Below are 21,436 nucleotides of genomic sequence, written 5' to 3'. Positions count from 1 at the left end.
AGAAAGCATATTGCTAATAGCAACCGAACCATCACTAGCCTCTATATTAATGAAAATTTTATTACCGCACTACTCTACCTAACCGCGGCCAAAGTCCCAAGAAATCTAAGATTAATAATTGATCATAAATACCGTAAAACAGGGCGTTATCGCCAAAGGTTAACTTGAATATGGGGCGTTTAAGATATGAATTTGCTCGGACTTTAAAGCGATGGTTGTTTGTATACCGGCTTGCAAACCGAGCTTATCAACCAAATGCGTTGGCACATCGGCATTAAATACCGAACCGATACCAATCACCGACGCAATCACTCGCGACGACTCGCCCATCACTAATACCGACTCAATTAATACATCGAGCTTATTAATGCTTTTGCATAAACGGCCACTGCTAATGGCATTAAAACGGATACCTTGATTGGGAATAACCCAACGAATGGCTTGGCCATTGACGAGCGCAGGAGCGCTGTCACTAACAATTAATTCATCACCCAGCTTAAACCACGTCATATTGCGTTCAATGTCTTGCTCAACGACTTGGCCATCAAAAATATTACGTAAGCCCATTTGCCTTGCGACGGCCTCATCATGTGGATGAGACAATACCTCAAATGGTTTGCCTTGTTGCAACATTTTACCTTGGCTTATCAGCATCATTTTATCGGCTAATAATAAGGCCTCATGAATATCGTGCGTGACCATAACCACTGGGATTGACAGCTGTTGCTTTAATCTTGCAAGTTCAATGTATAAGCGCTCACGCGTTTCACGGTCTACCGCTGAAAAGGGTTCATCAAGCAATAATATTGAAGGCTCACGAGCTAAGGCACGCGCGAGCGCGACACGTTGGCGCTGACCGCCCGAAAGCTGTGCAGGCAACCTATCTGGCAAGCCATGAAGGTTAACCCGCTCTAACCAATCTAACGCACGCTGCTTACGCAATGCCTTTGGCACATGGTCAAGCCCGGCTATCACATTATCTAATGCCGACAAATGCGGAAATAAACCAAAATGTTGCGGCATATAGCCAATATGTCGTTGTTGTGGGGTTAACGAAAGCGACGATTTGGCATCAAACCAAAGGGCATCACCACATCGAATTTGACCATCTTTAGGTGTTGTTAACCCAGCTATCATTCTCAACAAGGTGGTTTTGCCACCACCTGACGGCCCTACCACTGCGAGCACCTCACCAGCTTTACAGGTGAAGTTTGCAGCTAATGGTATCGGTGATTCTTGGCTAATATGACACACTAAATCAGCGTTGCGAGGTACCATTATGCCCTCCTAAACGCCGTGACATACTGGTGGTTAATGCAAGTGCACTCACCGCAAACACCAACAATACCAACGACATCATTCCCGCAGAATCAAAGTCGAACGCTTGCACGCTGTCATAAATCGCAATCGAAATAGTCTTAGTTTCGCCAGCAATATTGCCGCCCAGCATTAATACTACGCCAAATTCACCCAATACATGGGAGAAGCACAACACTAGCGCAGTTAACACACCAGGCCATACCATGGGTAACTCAACTTTGATAAAAATCCGTAAACGGCTCATACCACAGCAGGCTGCGGCATCACGAATATCAATAGGAATGGTTTCATAAGCACGCTGTATCGGCTGCACAGCAAACGGGATATTGACTAAAATAGATGCGATAACAAGGCCGGAAAATTGAAACACTAACTGTTGACCAAAAATCTGTTCAACGTAGTGACCTATAACACTCTGATTGCCCAGACCCACCAGCAAATAATAACCAATTACAGTAGGAGGCAATACCAATGGCACCAGAATTAAGGCTTCTAGCCAAGACTTACCGCGAAATTGATAATAGGCCAAACCTCGGCCGACCAATATGGCTAACGGGATCAAGAATAAAACGGTAAAGCAGCTCAACTTAACCGACAACCATAATGCTTGCCAATCCATTAGTCGTGCATCGCTGTAGTATTAGGTAAGTTAAATCCAAATTCACTTAAGATTTTCTGGGCTGGCGGGCTTTGCATATATTGATAAAACCGCTCTGTGGTTTCTGAGGCATTTGGCATTAACGCCATGCGTTGAGTCAGCGGTTGATATAAATCATCGGGGATCACCACATAATTAGCCATTTTGATAAATTGCGGCGCTAGTGCCAACGACAAAGGCACAATGCCTCCTTGAGTTGAACCGCTGATGGTAAATTGTGCCGCTTGTGAGGCATTTTCGCCAAGGATCAGTTTAGGTTGCACGGCATCCCACAAGCCTTTAGCTTTTAAGATTTCACGAGCGCGCTCACCATAAGGAGCATGATCAGGGTTGGCAATGGCAAAGCGAGTGAGTTTGCCATCAGTAATAAATTGCCCTAACCCGACTAAATCAGGATCAAGAATCAGCTCTGATTTTTTTGGTGCCGCAAGCGCTAAACGGCCAATCGCATAAATAACCCCTGCATCTTGGGTATAACCGGCTTTATGTAATTGCTCAATATAAAACTCATCGGCACTGAGCATCATTTCAAAGGGAGCGCCGTGTTGAATTTGAGTGACAAAATTGCCCGATGAGCCATAACTGATACGCACACTTAGACCTGTTTGTTGCTCAAATTGGCTAGCGATATCATCTAAGGCAAACTTAATGTTTGCCGCAGCGGCAATAGCAGGAGCTTCTGCCGCATGGACAACTGATACAGGGAGAATAAGACTCAAACAACTTATCGCTAACGTTGCAACAACAGCACTTTGGCGTATTAAACGCGTTATAGATAACGTAAAGAAAGACATGTATAGCCGACCCTATGGTTGAGCGACACTATCATTTAAGTGCGATGGTTAAATTGTAATGGCTATTGCATTCGCTCGCAAAAAAGTGAGTTTAGCAGCGCACAACTGATGTTCACGACATCACTTTTGCCACATTTTAGCAGCCTGTTCATCACTGTCACGAGCTTCGACCCATTTGCTGCCCGCATCGTTGGCTTCAAGCTTCCAAAAAGGGGCCTTAGTCTTTAAAAAATCAATTAAAAATTCACATGCAGCAAACGCGGCTTTACGGTGAGCACTCGTGACACCGATAAACACAATTTGCTCACCCAACGCCATTGTACCAACGCGATGAATAATGGTGACTTTATTTAACGGCCAACGTTCACGAGCTTGCTGACAAATTTGTGCTAAAACCGACTCAGTCATGCCAGGATAATGCTCAAGCGTTAAGTCTGTGACCACACTGCCATCATTAAAATCGCGCACTTTGCCGATAAAATTTACCACAGCACCATCTTGGTTATCGTTAGCCAATAAGCCGTATTCATCTGCTACGTTAAAATCTTCAGTTTGCACACGTACCGTTGTTACTGCGTTCATACTCAACCTCCTGTTACAGGAGGGAAAAATGCGACTTCGTCACCTGCTTTCACGGTTGCATCCCATTGACTAATAGTTTGGTTAACCGCAACTAACAGTTTGTCTGACGCGAGCACTTTAGCCCATTTATCATCGGTGGCAGCCAATGCGGCGCGAAGCTGTTCTGCGGTGTGGATATTGGCGCTACTGTGCTCCACTTTCGCAGTACCGAGTAACTCACGGATTTGCGCAAAAAATAATACTTGGATCATAGTGGTCTCTCAATGCATTTAATCGGTAATAAATAACTTACACTAGTGACTAGGCTGTAAAGTGGCCAGATTTTCCGCCGCGTTTTTCAAGTAGCCTCACCTGCGAAATAATCATGTCTTTTTGCACCGCTTTACACATATCGTAAATGGTTAATGCCGCCACAGATACCGCCGTTAGCGCTTCCATTTCAACACCGGTTTTACCAGACAGTTTACATAAACTCGTGATACGCACGCGGTTATGCTCAGGCTGAGCTTCAAGATCTACTTCTACCTTGGTGAGCATTAATGGATGACATAACGGAATAAGATCAGAGGTTTTTTTAGCCGCTTGAATACCGGCAATGCGAGCGGTCGCAAACACATCGCCTTTATGATGACTGCCACTCATAATCATTGCCAATGTATCTGGCGCCATATCGATAAACGCTTCAGCTCTGGCTTCACGTTCTGTGACTGCTTTTTCAGTCACATCGACCATGTGAGCATTGCCATCGGCATTAATGTGGGTAAAACGATTACTCATGATATGAATACCTTATCAAATAGAATTTGCAGGTTAGTGACACACGTTAAACGAAGAAAGGTGGCGATTAACCACCGATAGAGGCAAGGTGCTTAGTAACACCAGTAATGCCCTGATGCAAAAAGTGAGTTTCTTTCTTTTGTGCTAACTGCCCATGTAAACGCGAAATTAACTCATCACGCGCAGAGGCATCTTGCAGCAAGTCACGTAAATCCACGCCATTTTCAGTAAATAGGCACAAGTGCAACTTACCTTTGGCTGACACTCTTAAGCGATTGCAGCTGGCACAAAAGTTTTTGGCGTACGGCATAATAAGACCAATACGGCCTTGATAATCACTGTGACTGAAGTTTTGCGCAGGACCATCATCAACACTGGGTAAATCGTATAACCAACCGTTTTGCTCAAGTTGCTTTTTAATGTCTACACCCGCTAAATGATGCGCATTGAAGTAGTCGTGACCTAAACCGGTTTCCATCAACTCAATAAAACGTAAATCAATAGGCGTGTGTTTAATCCACTGTAAAAAACGCGGTAAATCCTTATCGTTTAAGCCTTTAAGTAACACGGCGTTCACTTTTACTCGCTCAAAACCCGCCTCAAGTGCAGCGTCAATACCGCGCATAACTTGGTCGAATTTATTCTCGCCAGTAATTTGGTAAAACATTTTAGGATCTAAGCTATCAACCGACACATTGATACGGCGCAAACCGGCTTCATACCATTCTTTAGCATGTTGCTGTAAACGATAACCATTGGTTGTCATTGCCACTGTATTGACATTGGGAGTGTTAGCAACAATACGTACGATATCGGTAAAGTCTTTACGGAGGGTGGGCTCACCACCAGTGATGCGAATTTTTTGCGTACCCACAGCAGAAAAGCCAGCAACGAGATTTTCAATTTCGTTGAGCGTTAAAAACGTAGGTTTACCATCAGGGCGGTAGCCGTCAGGCAAGCAGTAAGTGCATTTAAAATTACACACGTCAGTAACTGACATACGTAAATAATGAAAACGTCGACCAAAATTGTCTTGTAACTGGGACATGTTAACCTTTCCAAGTGTGGGAGGTAAGTGCATTTCTTTACTCACCCCGGTGGCAAAATTACCACGGCTAAATGCCCATATCATTGACGTAGGGCAAAAAGCTCGGAGAACCGTCAGGCTTAATTATAGGCCTATTTATGGTTTTACAAATACCCCTTTAGGCGAATATCTTATTCGAAATGCTTACATCGTTTACTATTTGTGACTCGACTCACGTAGATAAGATTGTGTTTGCTACTGTGACAAAAGTGAATTTTGCGGTAAGGTGAGTAAAAGGATAAACGATCGTTTAACTATCGTTATAGAAAAACAATAAACCCGCGATGAACGGGATACTTTGAAAGGTGAGAACATGGAACGCGAGTCAATGGAGTTCGACGTCGTAATTGTCGGTGCTGGCCCAGCAGGTTTAGCTACCGCTTGTCGTTTAATGCAAATATCAAAAGATGCCGAAAAAGAAATCACCGTTTGTGTGGTAGAAAAAGGCTCGGAAGTGGGCGCCCACATTTTATCGGGTGCAGTATTCCAACCAGACGTGTTGGATGAATTATTCAACGACTGGCGCGACTCAGATATTCCGTTAAACACCAAAGTCAGCCACGACGAGATTTACTTACTCAATTCAGACACTAAATCACGCTTAATGCCTAATAGCTTAGTGCCGAAAACCATGCATAACGAAGGTAACTACATTATTAGTGTCGGTAACCTCGCACGTTGGTTAGCGAACCGCGCAGAAGCCATGGGTGTTGAGATTTTCCCAGGTTTTGCTGCCAGTGAACTGCTGTTTAATGAAGACAACAGCGTTAAAGGTATTCTCATTGGCGATATGGGTGTCGGAGAAGACGGTCAACCTAAAGACAGCTATATGCCAGGCATGGAGTTGCACGCTAAATACACCGTATTCTCAGAAGGTTGCCGCGGCCACCTTGGTAAGCAACTGATTCAGAAATACCATTTAGACAATGGCAAAACCCCTCAGCATTACGGCTTAGGGTTTAAAGAAATTTGGAAAATCCCTGCCGAGCAGCATCAGCAAGGTAAAGTAGTCCATACTGGCGGCTGGCCATTAGTGAATGGCTCGTCTGGTGGCGGATTTTTATATCACATGGAAGACAACCAGGTCGCCGTGGGATTAATTATCGACTTAAGCTATAAAAATCCACATTTAAGCCCATTTGACGAGTTTCAGCGTTATAAAACGCATCCAGTGATTGCCCAAACGCTCACCGGTGGTGAACGCTTAACTTATGGTGCCAGAGCAATTGCTAAAGGTGGTTTAAACTCTCTGCCTAAAATGAGCTTTCCTGGAGGATTAATCATTGGTTGTAATGCTGGAACCTTGAACTTTGCTAAAATTAAAGGCACGCACACGGCAATTAAAAGCGGAATAATTGCTGCTACCACCCTAGGTGAAGGGTTAATTGCCGGCTTAGAGGGTGGTAAAGATCTAGATTGTTTCCAGCAACGCTTCGAAGAAAGCTGGCTTCATGAAGAACTCTATCAATCACGTAATTTTGGCCCAGCTTTACATAAGTTTGGCACTATTGTCGGTGGCGCATTTAACTATATCGACCAAAATTGGTTTGGTGGTAAGTTCCCTGTAACGTTCCGCGACACAACGCCAGATTATGCTTCAATGGGTTTAGCGAGCGAATACAGCAAGATTGATTATCCAAAGCCAGATGGAAAACTCAGCTTTGATAAATTATCGTCGGTGTATTTGTCGAACACCTACCATGAAGAAGGCCAGCGTTGCCATTTACACTTAAAAGACCAAAGCATTCCCATCTCGGTTAACTTAGTCAAATTTGACGAGCCAGCACAGCGTTATTGCCCTGCGGGTGTTTATGAAGTCGTCGAAGATGCTGGCGAGAAAAAGTTTGTCATTAATGGTCAAAACTGTATTCACTGTAAAACCTGCGACATTAAAGATCCAAGCCAAAATATCACTTGGGTAACCCCTGAAGGCGGCGGCGGACCAAACTATCCAAACATGTAAACGATTTAGTTGATAACTCGTTGTTCGCCAATCGTTAATTAATTGGCTACTGTCAAAAAAACGCACCTAGAAATAGGTGCGTTTTTTTTATTTTTTCGACTATCATTAGCGTCATAACATCACAAAGACCTACACCATTCACGATTTTGTACTTTAGTAATAAATACAAAATAACTATCAATTTATTGCCATTGTGACCGATATAACCAAGAGAAACTTCTAGAGGCCGTTGTAGATGAATACATTTAACACCCTTACCATTAAGCAAAAAATCTTGCTCACTGTAGCATTTGCTGTGCTGCTATCAACCATGTTAGTTGGGTTGCTAAGTCAACGAAGTGCGAAACTAGTGGTTGAGCAGCGTATGCTTGAATCAGAAATGCCGAGTTTACTCATGCAAATTCGTAATGAAATTGATCTCCAGATCAGTAGTGTTATGAACGCCGGCGAACAACTAGCCAAAAGCAAAATGTTGCTTGAATGGCTTGAAAATGGTCGTCCTGCAGACCAAGAAAAAATCGTTATCGCTGAACTCAATAGTATAAAAAATCAATATGATTTAGCTCAAGCATCCTATGCCGACCGCGAAACCGCAGCTTATTACAACCAAGATGGGTTTTTACGCATATTAAACCAACAGCAAGATGCTTGGTTTTTTGATTATCGCGATAGTAAACAAGAACGCATGCTAAATGTATTCACAGAACCTAGTAACGGCGATGTTAAGCTTTACATTAATTACCAACAGCCTGATGGACGAGGTTTGGTGGGTCTGGCAAAATCGTTAGATGATATGGTGAGCTTACTGGCTTCGTTTAAAATTGAAGACAGTGGTTTTATATATTTAGTTGATACTAAAGGTGACGTCAAACTGCACCAAGACACCAGCCAAATAGGTAAGGCAACGTTAACTAATTTATACCCTAACGCCAATACTAACGGTTTACTCAACAAAAATGACTTCAACTTAATCAAAGCTGATGTAAATGGCCAGCATATGTTAATCGCCAGTAGCTACATTAAGTCGATGGATTGGTATTTAGTTGCGCAAGTGCCTGAAGCTGAAGTGTTTGCCTTACTTGAAGAATCGGCTTATCAAATCCTGTTATGGACAGTGTTAATTGCTGGTGTATTCATTGCGATTGCCATTCTTGTTGCCGGTTCGGTTAGCCGCCCTATTGCTCAAGTTGCTGAAATGTTCAGAAACATTGGCGAAGGTGAAGGTGATTTACGCCAGCGCTTACCGGTAAATGGCGACGATGAGATAGCCCAATTGGCCCGTGGCTTCAATAGCTTTATTAGCAAAATCCAGGAAACCGTTATTGAGGTTTCTGAAACCAGCCAACAACTTGGTTTGTCGGCAATTGATGTATCAAATCAAGCACATCAAACACTCGACGACAGCCATTTACAAAAAGACCGCACCATGATGGTTGTTGCTGCCATTAATGAAATGGGTGCCACGGTCAATGAAATTGCCGCTAATGCAGCACAAGCAGCAGTAACCGCTCGCGATGCTGATACAGAATCTGTTGATGGTCAAAAAGTGGTGACTCGTGCACGTTCAACCATTAATCAGCTATCTAAAGATGTTGCCCAGGTTGGTGAAGTCATTGAGTCTCTAGCGACTCACACTAAATCGATTGGCAGTATTTTAGATGTTATCCGCGCAATTTCAGAACAAACCAACTTGCTTGCATTGAACGCCGCGATTGAAGCGGCTCGCGCTGGTGAAGCTGGCCGAGGTTTTGCAGTAGTGGCTGACGAGGTTCGTAACCTTGCATCACGTACAGCAGCATCGACCAATGAAGTGCAAACCATGATTGATAAGCTGCAATCAGAAGCAGGCCGAGCAGTAAGTGCTATGGCACAATCGAGCAGCCGCTCTAAAGAAGGCGTCAGTGCTGTCGATGAAGCCAGTCAATCATTAAGCGGTATTAGCGAGCGAATTGCCCTTATTAGTGACATGAACATCCAGGTCGCTGCTGCAACAGAAGAGCAATCGACTGTGGTTGAAGACATTAACCGCAACGTGACTGAGATTAACGATATTACTCAACGTACTTCTGACACAGCGCAAGCGGCCGCAGAGGCAAGTAAAGCATTGAACAAACTCGCAAGCCGACTAGACGTCTTAGTGGCTCGCTTTAAGGTGTAACAGACCTTAACGTTGCACAATCAATGCATTAACACGCGTTAATATAAAAATGCCACTCAATTGAGTGGCATTTTTTCGCGATAAGTTTACAAGAAGAATTTATAATTTTACACAGTAAAAAACCAAGAGCTTGTATCTGGTCTATTTTAAAAACTTAATCGACAACGGATATTGATAGGCAATCCCGTCGCTGGCTTTAATAATAGCCATGATGGTGCAGATAATATCTAATAATGCCAAGCCTGCTAGCAATAACACCCCAACGCCAACCAATATCAAAACAGCTGAAATCATCGCATAAATCATTAAACTCAATTTGAAGTTAAGGCAGTTTTTACCGCACTGATTGGCAAACTCAAACTCATCTCGTTTCATCAACCACACAATCAAGGGACCTAATACGCTACCAAATGGAAACACATAACCCGCAAAGCTTGCTGCATGGATCAATAACCCCATGTCTCTGGCTGGCTTAGTGACTTCGAACGAGGGATCAGACATCAGATATTCCTTATCATTTTATTATTATCAACATGGTGTGAGCAGCATACAAGCATTGCTTAATTAACTGGCTTTACCGTATAAGCGCATCGCCCAATCTTCTATATTGTGTTGTTCAATTCTTCGTTGGAGTGAATTAACCCAGCTTTGAGCTAATCCTTCGCACTCGAGTAACATTTGATATTGTATCGCATCAAATTCAGGTAAAAAGTAAATCTGCATTGCCTTGGCAATACTAATGTCTGTTTTTCGTTCAATTAAACGAATACTGTCATTTTGCTTTATATCACCTTCAGACAGAACGCGATAAAACCAACCACACATGCGGCTTTCTTGCATTGCCAGGGCAAATTTAGGGTGTTCAAACTGCAAGTTAAGCTTAAAACAAGGCGATCGAGGTTGAGTAACCTGTAGCGTCACATCACCGATTTGCACAATATCGCCAATGTTAACTTGTGTCTCGTTTAAGCCAACGGTACTAATATTTTCACCCATTGACGGCGCATCACGAAAGCTCGACATTAAGTCCCAACGACGATACTGGCCATAATGTTCACGGGGAAAATGATGTAATACTCGGTCTAAACCACCATGGTGCTTAGGATCGGCTTCACAATTACCGACGACGCGATCAGATAGCACAGTTAGTTGTGTTACGGAATGCTTTTGGTTAATACAGCTGGCTACCCCATTGTGCATCTGCACTTGGTCGCCTAAATACAAACCCGAAATACGATTAACCCAATTTTTATTCATCCCGTTTATCCCTGCTGACATTTCAACGTACAGTCAATATACCCAATTTTCGGACAAAAAAAAGCCTTACTAGGGGATAGTAAGACGATAAATAACAGGGAGAATGTATCGTTAAAAGTAAGGTGAGCGGTTAACTCAGCGTAATACGATACAAGTTAATCAGACATGAACATATTAAACGGGATTAATGACATAAAAATGACAATCCAAGTGATCATTAGTCCATTTATGCAAGATAGTTTTGCAATGCCTCTCCTGGAATAGAGCTTTGCGTCGCAACCGCAAATGATGCCCATAATGCCCCTTCGTGCATCGCTTCAGTAATCGACATTTTTTGACATAACCCATGGATAACACCAGCAGCATAAGCATCACCCGCACCAGTGGTGTCAACCACATCAGCAAGAACCGCTGGAACATGTTGCTCTGCTTCAGCGCTATAAACTATCGCGCCTTGATCGCCATCTGTCACAATAAAATACTGTAATGCATTACCCGCGATGGTTTGAGCAAATTGCCATGGCGCTTGGTTACATCTGCCTTGCATATCGGTAATAGAAGCAATTAATACATGACAAGGTCGCTCGCGTTGGTCTTTAGCTAATTGCGCAACCACAATACAATCTGGATTATGGCTAATGGCATCTTGCGCCCATAGCTCTGCACCATTGGCGGAGGAGTTAATGTAAAATGCGTCCCATTGTTGCCAATCTGGCGCCGCGGGTAATTCAAATATCGGTCGTTGTGGTCGAATAATGGTACGTTCGCCATCGGGTGTCATGACGAGTAACATTTCGCAGGTATTGCCGCTAAAGCGATGCACCAGGCGACAATCTAAGCCAAGGGTACTCGCTTTCGCTAAAATCCAATCGCCAATATCATCACTGCCAACTTCGCTAACCAACGACACATTGTGCTTAGCCCACACCAAACCCAAACCTGTGTTGGCACCGCCACCACCTAAACGCAAACCGCCATCTTGATAATGAAACCGCCCACCCGTTTGTAACGGCTTATCAAGCCGTAAAATACGGTCACAGTTTATATTTGCAAGTAACAAAATATTGGCCATAGCGATACCTAAAATAACTCCGAAAAAAGAGTATTCAGTATAACAAAATCGGCATAGATCACACGGCTATCGACATAATTACATGTCAGTCTCAGCCAACGGTTGACGTAACTGCGCACGCACATTGTCCATACCAGAATAAAACTCTTTCATCATCAATAGGCCCAGCATTTTGCCGTTGTCGGTAACAATCAATTCATCCGGATTAAGCGGATCATTTTTTAGTGCGCCCATGGCTTTCATTGATGCCATCTCTTTAAACAAAGCGGTATCTAAATTCACGTTAAAGGTATCGCGGAAATACTGACGCGATAATCGCCCCGAAAACATGCCTAATAAGAAGCGATATTGCATCACTTCTTTGAGTTGATACTTTTTCTGTTGCTCCACTGCCATGCGGCCCTGCGCGATGCGTTGTTGATATTTTTTAAGCGAAAATGTATTCACATATAAAGTGTCATTTAAAAAACTGAATGATCCCGAACCCACACCGAGGTATTCATCATAATCAATTACGTATTCATCAAAACCTTCATTATCGGTTTTGCCAAATGCCCATGCTGATAACTGGTTATACTGACCGGTTAAGCTGTTTAAAATCTGGCGATACTGGTTAACCATTTCACCATGAGGAGCTGCTAACTGGCCTTTAACACTTTTACGGGTTTGGTGAGTAATCATTAACGGATAAGTGGTAATTTGGCGCGGGTCGAGCTTAGAGGCCATATCAAGATCTGACTGAATAATCTCGTCAGTTTGGCCTTTAAAACCAAAAATTAAATCGACGTTGATAATCGGAAATAACTCTTTGGCCGCCATAATACGGTCAAATGTTTCTTGGCCTGAACCAAACTTATCTAAACGATCGGTCATCTTTAAAATGCCGTCATCAAAGCTTTGTACCCCAATCGACATTCTGTCGACAAGGCCTTTAAGTTGTTTAAATTCAGGGCTGGCTAGGTGTTGCGGATCGGACTCACAAGACACTTCTTTAATGCCAGGAAACAGGTTCTTTGCATGCTCAATGGTACGAGCTAATTCGTCTTCTAATACCGTTGTAGTGCCGCCACCAATGTACATAGACTCAAATTCGTAGCCTAAATCTTTCGCCATCTGCATTTCTTTGCGTAGCGCAATAAAGTACTCACGCGCTTTGTCTTCGCGGAATAAAAAACGGTGAAAAGTACAAAACGAACACAAGGTATGGCAAAACGGAATGTGAGCGTACAGCATGTACTTTTTGCCTTCCACCGGCTTAGGCATGCGGTCGGTCGAAATAGTGTCAAGGCGCAGGTTTTTGTCGACATAATATTGCATCACCCGCTCCATTGAACTGATCATCCAATTAGGCACGGTAATATTCGCTTGGTAAGGTTTAATCAACTCCTGGCTGGCTGATTGAATAATTGAAGACATAAAAAATCCTAATTGAATGAAGCCCTGAGAGCAAACCATTGATAAAAAAGCGCGACGCTAAATACGTATACTGTAAGCAGATAGTAAAAATACCATCATAGAGACAGCTAAAACGTGAGTTAGCCAATAGATATGCAAACTAACATGGTTGGCGTCAATCAATTGTTAAGCAGATCATGTTTTAGACACTGCTGTTAAGGATTTTTTTCACGACGAGTAAAATGTTATAAATAACGGGGAGATACCTTGTTTTCCCGCCAGTGCTAGGCTTTAACTAGCGAAAATGAAATCATAAATAGACTTGGTTGATTAGGGTAAACCTTGTTGATTAATTGCTTCAGCTCATCCAATGGCAAGCTCTCTTGCGTTGCATGGAACTCATTGATGTCACCAAATGCCAGCGGTTCAACAGCCAAAATCACGATGTCGCACACTTTTACATGAGTTTCTAATGTAAAGACCTCAACTATACTGCCTGGTTGATAATGGCTTTCACTGCTATCACGTATTGTAATCGTCTTTTGACCCGACGCGACTAATGGTGTCAAAAACTCAAAAAATGTTATTTTTGTCGGTACTGCAAACATATTAATCCCTTCATCAATAAGCGAACGCGATGTAAATGCGCATTATAACCTCGCGCATTCACCAGGACTTTGATCAAAGTAGCGTTTAAATTCACGGCTAAATTGCGCCGTACTTTCATAACCCACCTGGCTAGACACGTCTTTCACTTTCAGCTTTTGTAATTGCAGTAGCTCCCTGGCTTTATTTAAGCGAATTTTCTTCACATATTGAATCGGCGACGAGGATGTCACCTCTTTAAAGCAGCGATGAAACGCGGAGGGACTCATATTCACTAAACCCGCTAATGTATCGACCTCGACCGAATCACCATAGTGTTTGTGAATATAACTGAGGGCTTTTTCCACTCTCGATAAACGGGTATGACTTAACGACAAGGCATAAAGCGGCGCGGCATTTGGCGAATCCAATAGTCGATATAACAACTCAAGCACTAACGCTTCGCCCATCACTTTTGCCTCTAACGGCGACTGTAATGCCTGCAATAACCGAATCACACTGCAGTCCATGTCTTCAGTGCTGTCGGCAATAAAAAAGCCACTCTGGCGCGACTCATTTAAGTCTTTAGGAATTTGATGATGCTCATCCATTAACCTGATGATGTAATTTAGCTGCACTAAGTTAATATCAACCATTAACACTAATACAGGCTCTTCAATGCTAGCAAAGGTTTCGCATTCAACCGGGAGCGGTACGGTCATCACTAATGAATGCTGACGATCATAATCAAAGCTTTGGTCCTCTATATACACACGCTTTTTGCCCTGACCCACAATCAACACTCCCTGGGAATAGCATAATGGCCCTCGAGAGGCATACTGAGAGCCACGAAACATACGTACCCCAGCCAAATGAGTATTATTAACCCCTTCTTTTGGTGCAAGCTGTGCCATTAATGTTGCTATCTCATTCATACCCTTCCCCCTAAAAAACCATTGCATCGATACTACCAAAAAAGCAGTAAAAGGCATTAAAATAATCAATAAATAGTCATATAATAACGATATAGATAGGAATAGGCATGAACACGATAGTTCTGTGTATGTTTATTTTGACGAAAAGGATTATCATAACCACATGATTTATTGTTGCTGTTGTGTATCAAAAATCGGTATACACAATAAGCCACTTATTTGTTTCACCGTTAAACCAAAAGGCCCCCATTATGCTTAATTTTGATTATCGTAACCCTACTCATGTTGTTTTCGGTAAAGACCGTATCGCAGAGTTAGACCAACTGGTCCCAGCAAATGCTCGAGTATTAATCACTTACGGTGGCGGCAGCGTACAACGTTTCGGCACACTAGATAAAGTCAAAGCAGCATTAGGTAACCGCACAGTATTTGAATTTGGCGGTATTGAAGCTAACCCTAAGTACGACACACTCATTAAAGCCGTTGAAGTTGCTCGTAAAGAAAACATCGACTTTTTACTCGCTGTTGGTGGTGGTTCAGTGATGGACGGCACTAAATTTATTGCCCTGGCAACTCAGTTTGATGGCGATACCACGACATTGCTGCATCACGGCTTCACGCCTGTTCCAGTAGCAAATGACAAGGTTATTCCTCTTGGTGTTATTGCTACCCTGCCAGCTACGGGTTCAGAAATGAATGCCTTTGCTGTCGTCAGTTATCAAGGTGGTAAATTCCCAGTAAACCACCCATGTGCTTACCCAACATTTGCCATGCTAGATCCTGAATTAACCTTCAGCTTACCAAAAATTCAAGTCGCAAACGGTGTTGTTGATGCGTTTGTACATGTGCTTGAGCAATATGCGACTTACCCAGTTGATGCTCGTGTACAAGACCGCATGGCAGAAGGTATTTTGCGTACCCTCATTGAAGTTGGCCCAATCACAGTTGAAGAGCCAACAAACTATGATGCTCGTGCAAACTTAATGTGGAGTGCGACATCTGCCCTAAACGGCATGATAGGCACAGGCGTTCCATTAGATTGGTCTACTCACATGATTGGCCATGAACTAACCGCACTTTTCCATATAGACCATGCACAAACGCTAGCGGTAATATTGCCATCACTATGGCGTGTGTTGAAAGAACAAAAACACGCTAAGTTAGTACAATATGCAGCACGCGTTTGGGATATTACTGAAGGTGATGAAGTTAGCCGTGTAGATCAAGCCATTGATAAAACAGAGGCTTTCTTCAAGCAAGTGGGTTTACCGGTACGTTTACGCGATCATGGTGTCACTCAAGAGCAACTTTCGCTAGTCGTCGATGCATTAGAAGCACACGGCATGACAGCACTGTCTGAAAGCGGCAAAGTCGATTTGGCCACCAGCCGTAAGATTTTAGACATGGCGTGGTAATGAGCTTGTAATCGAAACAACATTTGGTTGCTTCGACTTAACCTCAACTAAAAAGGGCTTAACAATGACATACATTGTTAAGCCCTTTTTGATTGACCTGTCTTTCTACGCTAATGCGGCGTCACATTTGAAAATAAATTCATTATCACCACACCAATCAGAATAAAGCCCATGCCCACCAGCGCACCTAAATCCAACTTTTGACCGTACATCACCCAAGCTATTAAGGTAATAAGCACAATCCCAAGGCCTGCCCAAGTCGCATAAGCAATACCGACAGGGATCCCTTTTAATGCCAAAGAGAGAAAGTAAAAAGACAACACATAGCCAACAACAACGATGATTGAAGGTGCGACTTTAGTAAATCCATCACTGGCTTTAAGCGCTGAAGTGGCTAACACTTCCGTTAAAATAGCCACACTTAACAATATCCAACTTTTCATTTTTACTTTCTACGCAGACAAAACAGCTGCGGAGTATAAAGGCTAAGTAATAAAAAAACAGCTTTCGATTTTAGGACGGTTACTTAACTCTAGACATGGCCAATCGCGACTATCTCTTGTATTTACGTTGACTATCGGTTTATGTTGTTAATATGTTAACTGACATTACACCTATTTGACGGTGTAATAATACTTAAATGATATTAATGATTGGACTTGGTGGTTAAGTGCAGGGACTTACAGCTGTTTTTCTATTTGCATTGGTATCGATCTATTCGATGCATATGCCTGCAACCGCGGCTAAGTTAACAGCCCAAGAAGAGGCGACACAACAAACCAGCTTAACATTAGAGCAATGTAAAGCCCGTATAAAACAGATTTCCCCTCAAGCCAGCCTGAGCTTTTGCAGCCAACAGCTCAAAATATTAGATATTGATAAATACCCCATCATCGCCGCCAAGTTACAACTTATCTTATATGATATTAACCAAGAGTTAGGTGACAAAGTCGCTGCGGAACAAATGCTTGATGACGTTAAAAATAGCGCTGCTTTTACTCAAAATATCGAAATTCAATATCTTTGGCTACGTAAGAAAGCCGCTGAAAAACTTTATAGAAAGTCCTATCAAGAAGCTAAAACCTTATTTGAACAAGCTTTTAGCATTGCTAAAGCCCAAGAGTCTGAAATTTGGCTGGCGAAAAGCTATAACGATTTAGCACTAACTGAACAGTATTTGAATCAATATGACAAAGCATTAAGTTACTACCAGAAGAGTTTAGCGATTAAAGAGGCGTTAGGTAATGACTTTTATACTGCGATAACCCTCAACAATCTTGGTTTGATCTATAAAAAGCTCGAAAAATTTAAAGAGTCCCAACGCTATTTTGAACTATCACTTAAACATTATTTACGCTACACCACTCATAATGTAGATCTTCATGTTATCGGTTATATGTCACATCTCTACGGAAATCTTGCTGAGATATATAATATAAACAATGAATTCAATAAGAAAAATTTCTACAGTAATAAGGTCATCGAAGCGTACAACGATAACCTTGTCGGTGATGACAGGCTTTCTGCGTTAATTAATGTCGCGACGATCCATATCAATGCCAATGAATTTACTCCAGCCTTAAATGTCGCCGACACATTATCGGAATATTTAACCCGCGACGACCATTCGTTTCATGATGTAATTTTCTATTTAAAAGCCCAAATAGCAACACATCAAAAAGATGCGACTCAAGCCATAAAATTTATTGAAAGTGCAATGGACTATAGCGACACGAAACAAGACTCATTGCAAAAAATGAACATTTATCACTATGCTAGCGAATTATATTATGACAATGGCCGCCCCTACGAGTCTCTGGTTTATCTAAAGAAATATCAACAGTTACACGAAGCCTTATTGAAAAAAAAATACAGTGAGAACATTACAGTCATTCAAAGCGACATAGAGAATGAACGCGTGCAACGAGCATTAGCAGAAGAGCAAGTTGCCAGTCAGCAGAAGAGCCAAAAAATAGATAAGCTACTTAATTTAATCCTTGGCATTACCAGTATTGGCTTGTTAATTGGCTTTATTGTGAGCTTTTATATTTATAGAAAACGTAAAACCCAGCAGCATTTAATGACCATAATCGAGTCGCATAAACAGCAATTATTTTTATTATCTAATGACGATATAACAGAACAAGACGACACCCAACAGCAGGCAACTTTGCCATTGTCAGCGTCAGAATTAACGGCTTCATTTGCTGAGTTATTAGTGAATACGATGATTGATTGCATCAGTATTTGGGAGAAAAGCACTAAAACTAATAAAGTAGAATTAGCCGACAGAAGCCAAATTTGGACGATATCTATCGATTCCGGCCGTCTAAGAACACGCTCTTTAGATAAATACCTACACGTAAAAAAATTACCTGATAATCCACGGTGGCGTAATGTGGTTAAAACATGTCACTTCATCTTGTCTGAGTGCAACTTGTCTAACGATGATAGAACATTATTGACCTCGCACCTTGACCAAATTATGCAAGTGATCAAGAGCGAGTCTTTAGGCGTAACGTAATTGACTAATTTTGCGGCTTACCCACCTTTTTTAAGTAATGGTTGCTGTAGTTTTATCTCGCGAACACTGTCTCTTACTACTGGCTTAAGTACATTTTTATACACACAACTAAACGTTAATCCTTCAGTCAATCGGTAATCACTTTGTTGTGCTGTCGCAGGATTAATCCCCACTAAAAAGCTATTAGGCGCAATAAACTTGGGCATTAGATTATTATTTTGATCTTTGATATTAATCGAAGCATAAGCATTACACATCGACACAGCCACAAGCCCTGCAATATTGATTCGATTTGTCACGCTATTAAGATCGGGTGAATTAACATTATTGTCTTGTAGCTTCGTGAATGGGTCTATCACACCATGAAAGCCCCCTAAATCATCTATTTCGACTTCCGGTTGCAGAAGCTGACGAGTGTTCATCGATTGCGACGCAGCTACATGATCATTATGTAATGTCAGTTGTTTACTCATCATCCATTTTTCAATATCAAAGTACTGAGCACGATAATGATACTGTTTAATCATATCCATCTCGCTCAGTTCAAAAGTGATTTCGGTTTTAATCGCGGCACTGACAGGCGTGAGTTCATTAAATGCAAGTTGGTGCGCAGATGCGCTACCAGCACAACTAAGCAGAGTGACTAGGGGTAATATGTATTTCATAAAATATCCTTTTTAGAATGAATGCATCAACTTAGACGCTATGCATTTCCATTTTTATAGTCTACTAAATACTAGGGTAAACTTGGGTAAAACACAAAACGCCCCCTTTTTAACCCTCTAACTTTGCTGACTTTTTTATCTTAACTGTTAGTTTTAAATCAGCTTAAGTCATTAAGCATGCTTCAACATTTTACTAACCAGAATAAGGAAAGTCAGGATGAGTATACTCAAAAAAACATTAATCAGTATGTGTCTAATGAGTGCATCAACAATAGTTTGTGCAACCCCAATAACCGCTAACGTCACAGCAGATAACGATTTCATTGTGGTACATTCACCAGGTAATGGTAGTACACCTACAGTGGTTTACCGTGGGGCCAATGGCAGTAATTGGAAAAAGATAGAATCACTCAAGTTTGATATCGACAACTCAGCACAATCACTAGAAACCTGTTCAGTGAGTGTTATTGCGTGGGGGGATGGTGCAGTATCACAAGGTATGGCAGCCATCTTTAAGGGTGATAATACTATTTATACAGGCTCTGGGCACTTTAAGGCATATCAATCAACGACTCCCTCATCCGGTTGGGCACAAACTGGAGGGCCTAATGCAAGTCAAATTAATGCATTAATTGCAGGTTCTTTAGCTAATGGCCAATCGCCTTACCTGTTGCCTGGTTCTGTAGCAGGAGGCACCTCACCCTGGGGAACCATGAACTTCCCTCTCGCCAGTAATGTTAATGCGAATAATTTCCGCTGGGCTTGGTCGACAAGTAATTTAGCCAAAAAAACCTATTCTGTATTTACCGCTGCCTGTGGGGATATCGTTGATGCTGCACAGGTTGCAGTCAATATGCCAGGAGAACACTTCCAATGTTATGGCGTGCAGAAAGGAGATGCCCTTCGCGAAGAAACTATTATGATAGAAGATCAGTTTGGTAAAACACGTGCCGTTTTGGGTAAGCCAGTATTGTTATGTAACCCTTCAAGCAAGATCCACAACGACAAGATGTATAAAGTTCAAAATGAAAAGCGCCATATGGTTTGTTATGACTTAATCAAGCACAGCAAAGTGGGAAACTACAATCTAGAAATCAACAACCAGTTTGCACCTGATCAGATAGTCAATGATCAACGAGAGTTGTTCTGTGTTCCTTCGAGTAAAAAACACTTAAAGCCAGTAAAACCAGGAAAACCCGGTAAGCCGTTCCCAAGAGAAATGAAAAGAGCAGAAATAAAACCATTAAAGCAGCTATAAACCTACATTGATAAAGGGTTATACATAGTCAGTGAGTCCCCTCACTGACTATTTTTTATTGGTGAAAAATAACAAAAATACAAAATACGTTCTTGCGCATAGAAATCTACACGCCCATCTCAATCGCTTTTTTAGGAGTAAAGCTACTGCCTACTGATGCGATAATCACCAAACCAATGGCGGACCATTGTAATAAGGTCAATTGCTCACTTAAAATAATAAAGCCTGCTAATGCCGCAATCGCAGGCTCTAAACTCATTAGCACGCTAAAGGCTTGAGTAGGCATATTACGCAGCGCCACCATTTCTAATGAATATGGCAACGCACTTGATAATACTCCCACTAATAAACCAAGCGGCAATACTTCCCAGCTGATTAACGCTAAACCTTGGCTAACGGCGCCTACAGGCACTAACACAACAGCTGCCACCGTCATCCCGAGGGCAACCGTAATACCGCCAGATGCTTGCTTGCCTGTACGAGTGCCAAATAAAATATACCCAGCCCAACATGCACCCGCCCCCAGAGCCATTAATGCACCAACGACATCAAGCCCTTGCGTACTAGACAAACTGGGCATAAGCAGCAAAATACCCGCAATAGCACAGCCAACCCAAAATAAATCACTTTTACGCTTTGAGCCAAATAATGCCACAGCTAAAGGGCCGGTAAATTCTAGGGCGACGGCAATCCCAAGGGGAATACGTTCAATTGAGAGATAGAATAAAATATTCATCCCGCCCAGGCACAGCCCATAAATAATAATGCTTTGCCAATCTCGGCCCTGAGGTAACGCACGCCAAGGACGGAACACCAACCACAATACGGCCGCTGCAAAACCTAAACGTAACGCCGTAGTGCCTTCTGGCCCCACGATAGGAAAAAGTTGTTTTGCTAAAGAAGCACCAGATTGAATCGTTACCATTGCCAACAACACACTGCCGACAGCAGTAAGAAGTACACGATTGATTTGCATAGAAAAACCCAAAGA

The 21,436-nt window shown here is 42.3% G+C and carries 21 protein-coding genes and 1 riboswitch; of the genes, 5 read left to right on the top strand and 16 right to left on the bottom strand.

Features of this window, described 5'->3' with window-relative positions; translation table 11 throughout:
- Window positions 1-159: 159 nt before the first annotated feature.
- The 7 genes from AC19MV_RS17930 to moaA all read right to left on the bottom strand — a co-directional run bounded on the left by AC19MV_RS17930 (window position 160) and on the right by moaA (window position 5,179).
- A complete protein-coding gene (locus tag AC19MV_RS17930) occupies window positions 160-1,278 on the bottom strand; it encodes an ABC transporter ATP-binding protein (protein WP_498309254.1) in 1,119 nt (372 codons plus the stop codon).
- Complete coding sequence (gene modB / locus AC19MV_RS17925) at window positions 1,259-1,939, bottom strand: molybdate ABC transporter permease subunit (protein WP_432404072.1); 681 nt, start codon at window positions 1,937-1,939, stop codon at window positions 1,259-1,261. The genes AC19MV_RS17930 and modB overlap by 20 nt, the downstream gene beginning before the upstream one ends.
- Window positions 1,939-2,772 (bottom strand): molybdate ABC transporter substrate-binding protein, encoded by an 834-nt coding sequence (gene modA / locus AC19MV_RS17920; protein WP_498309252.1) that lies wholly within the window; start codon window positions 2,770-2,772, stop codon window positions 1,939-1,941. The genes modB and modA overlap by 1 nt, the downstream gene beginning before the upstream one ends.
- A gap of 120 nt (window positions 2,773-2,892) precedes the next feature.
- Entirely contained in the window at window positions 2,893-3,354 is a 462-nt protein-coding gene (moaE, locus tag AC19MV_RS17915; protein WP_498299348.1) for a molybdopterin synthase catalytic subunit MoaE, read from the bottom strand.
- Between the two features lie 2 nt (window positions 3,355-3,356).
- Window positions 3,357-3,605, bottom strand: coding sequence for a molybdopterin synthase sulfur carrier subunit (gene moaD / locus AC19MV_RS17910; RefSeq protein WP_498309251.1), 249 nt, complete (start codon window positions 3,603-3,605; stop codon window positions 3,357-3,359).
- A 49-nt stretch (window positions 3,606-3,654) separates the two neighbouring features.
- Entirely contained in the window at window positions 3,655-4,086 is a 432-nt protein-coding gene (moaC, locus tag AC19MV_RS17905) for a cyclic pyranopterin monophosphate synthase MoaC (protein ID WP_498309299.1), read from the bottom strand.
- A 112-nt stretch (window positions 4,087-4,198) separates the two neighbouring features.
- Window positions 4,199-5,179 carry a GTP 3',8-cyclase MoaA gene (gene moaA, locus AC19MV_RS17900; RefSeq protein ID WP_498309250.1) on the bottom strand — a complete coding sequence of 327 codons (981 nt, stop codon included), beginning with the start codon at window positions 5,177-5,179 and terminating at the stop codon, window positions 4,199-4,201.
- A riboswitch (molybdenum cofactor riboswitch) is annotated at window positions 5,167-5,299 on the bottom strand. (Overlaps the previous gene by 13 nt.)
- Window positions 5,300-5,531: 232 nt before the next feature.
- Between moaA and AC19MV_RS17895 the strand changes: the two genes are divergently transcribed.
- Together AC19MV_RS17895 and AC19MV_RS17890 are read left to right on the top strand one after the other, a co-directional pair.
- The gene (locus AC19MV_RS17895; RefSeq protein ID WP_432404090.1) at window positions 5,532-7,181 is read left to right on the top strand and encodes an electron transfer flavoprotein-ubiquinone oxidoreductase; all 1,650 of its coding nucleotides are present in this window, start codon (window positions 5,532-5,534) and stop codon (window positions 7,179-7,181) included.
- A 235-nt stretch (window positions 7,182-7,416) separates the two neighbouring features.
- Entirely contained in the window at window positions 7,417-9,339 is a 1,923-nt protein-coding gene (locus AC19MV_RS17890) for a methyl-accepting chemotaxis protein (RefSeq protein WP_498309248.1), read from the top strand.
- Between the two features lie 141 nt (window positions 9,340-9,480).
- On the opposite strand, the gene AC19MV_RS17885 is transcribed toward AC19MV_RS17890, so the two are convergent.
- The 6 genes from AC19MV_RS17885 to AC19MV_RS17860 all read right to left on the bottom strand — a co-directional run bounded on the left by AC19MV_RS17885 (window position 9,481) and on the right by AC19MV_RS17860 (window position 14,583).
- Window positions 9,481-9,840, bottom strand: coding sequence for a DUF4870 domain-containing protein (locus AC19MV_RS17885; protein ID WP_498309246.1), 360 nt, complete (start codon window positions 9,838-9,840; stop codon window positions 9,481-9,483).
- Window positions 9,841-9,903: 63 nt separating this feature from the next.
- On the bottom strand, window positions 9,904-10,596 hold the full coding sequence (locus AC19MV_RS17880; RefSeq protein WP_498309245.1) for an MOSC domain-containing protein: 693 nt from the start codon (window positions 10,594-10,596) through the stop codon (window positions 9,904-9,906).
- Between the two features lie 226 nt (window positions 10,597-10,822).
- Window positions 10,823-11,668, bottom strand: a complete 846-nt coding sequence (locus AC19MV_RS17875) for a PfkB family carbohydrate kinase (protein ID WP_498309243.1) — start codon at window positions 11,666-11,668, stop codon at window positions 10,823-10,825.
- Between the two features lie 78 nt (window positions 11,669-11,746).
- Entirely contained in the window at window positions 11,747-13,084 is a 1,338-nt protein-coding gene (locus tag AC19MV_RS17870) for a coproporphyrinogen III oxidase family protein (RefSeq protein WP_188958710.1), read from the bottom strand.
- A 263-nt stretch (window positions 13,085-13,347) separates the two neighbouring features.
- Entirely contained in the window at window positions 13,348-13,671 is a 324-nt protein-coding gene (gene yqfB / locus AC19MV_RS17865; protein WP_498309241.1) for a N(4)-acetylcytidine aminohydrolase, read from the bottom strand.
- Between the two features lie 42 nt (window positions 13,672-13,713).
- The gene (locus tag AC19MV_RS17860) at window positions 13,714-14,583 is read right to left on the bottom strand and encodes an AraC family transcriptional regulator (protein ID WP_432404107.1); all 870 of its coding nucleotides are present in this window, start codon (window positions 14,581-14,583) and stop codon (window positions 13,714-13,716) included.
- A gap of 251 nt (window positions 14,584-14,834) precedes the next feature.
- Between AC19MV_RS17860 and AC19MV_RS17855 the strand changes: the two genes are divergently transcribed.
- The gene (locus AC19MV_RS17855) at window positions 14,835-15,998 is read left to right on the top strand and encodes an iron-containing alcohol dehydrogenase (RefSeq protein WP_498309239.1); all 1,164 of its coding nucleotides are present in this window, start codon (window positions 14,835-14,837) and stop codon (window positions 15,996-15,998) included.
- Window positions 15,999-16,108: 110 nt separating this feature from the next.
- On the opposite strand, the gene AC19MV_RS17850 is transcribed toward AC19MV_RS17855, so the two are convergent.
- A complete protein-coding gene (locus AC19MV_RS17850; protein WP_498309238.1) occupies window positions 16,109-16,441 on the bottom strand; it encodes a DMT family transporter in 333 nt (110 codons plus the stop codon).
- 278 nt (window positions 16,442-16,719) lie between these two features.
- Here AC19MV_RS17850 and AC19MV_RS17845 point away from each other — a divergent pair, with 278 nt between their 5' ends.
- The gene (locus AC19MV_RS17845; protein ID WP_498309237.1) at window positions 16,720-18,522 is read left to right on the top strand and encodes a tetratricopeptide repeat protein; all 1,803 of its coding nucleotides are present in this window, start codon (window positions 16,720-16,722) and stop codon (window positions 18,520-18,522) included.
- Between the two features lie 17 nt (window positions 18,523-18,539).
- Here the strand turns inward: AC19MV_RS17845 and AC19MV_RS17840 are convergent, their stop codons facing one another.
- On the bottom strand, window positions 18,540-19,187 hold the full coding sequence (locus AC19MV_RS17840) for a hypothetical protein (RefSeq protein ID WP_498309235.1): 648 nt from the start codon (window positions 19,185-19,187) through the stop codon (window positions 18,540-18,542).
- Between the two features lie 217 nt (window positions 19,188-19,404).
- Here AC19MV_RS17840 and AC19MV_RS17835 point away from each other — a divergent pair, with 217 nt between their 5' ends.
- The gene (locus AC19MV_RS17835) at window positions 19,405-20,445 is read left to right on the top strand and encodes a DUF7450 family protein (protein ID WP_498309233.1); all 1,041 of its coding nucleotides are present in this window, start codon (window positions 19,405-19,407) and stop codon (window positions 20,443-20,445) included.
- Window positions 20,446-20,551: 106 nt separating this feature from the next.
- On the opposite strand, the gene AC19MV_RS17830 is transcribed toward AC19MV_RS17835, so the two are convergent.
- Window positions 20,552-21,421 carry an EamA family transporter gene (locus AC19MV_RS17830; protein WP_498309232.1) on the bottom strand — a complete coding sequence of 290 codons (870 nt, stop codon included), beginning with the start codon at window positions 21,419-21,421 and terminating at the stop codon, window positions 20,552-20,554.
- Window positions 21,422-21,436: the final 15 nt, after the last annotated feature.

Source organism: Shewanella sp. MF05913, assembly GCF_059758095.1.
The sequence above is the reverse complement of the archived record's forward strand: the minus strand, read 5'-3'. Positions and strand labels throughout refer to the sequence as shown.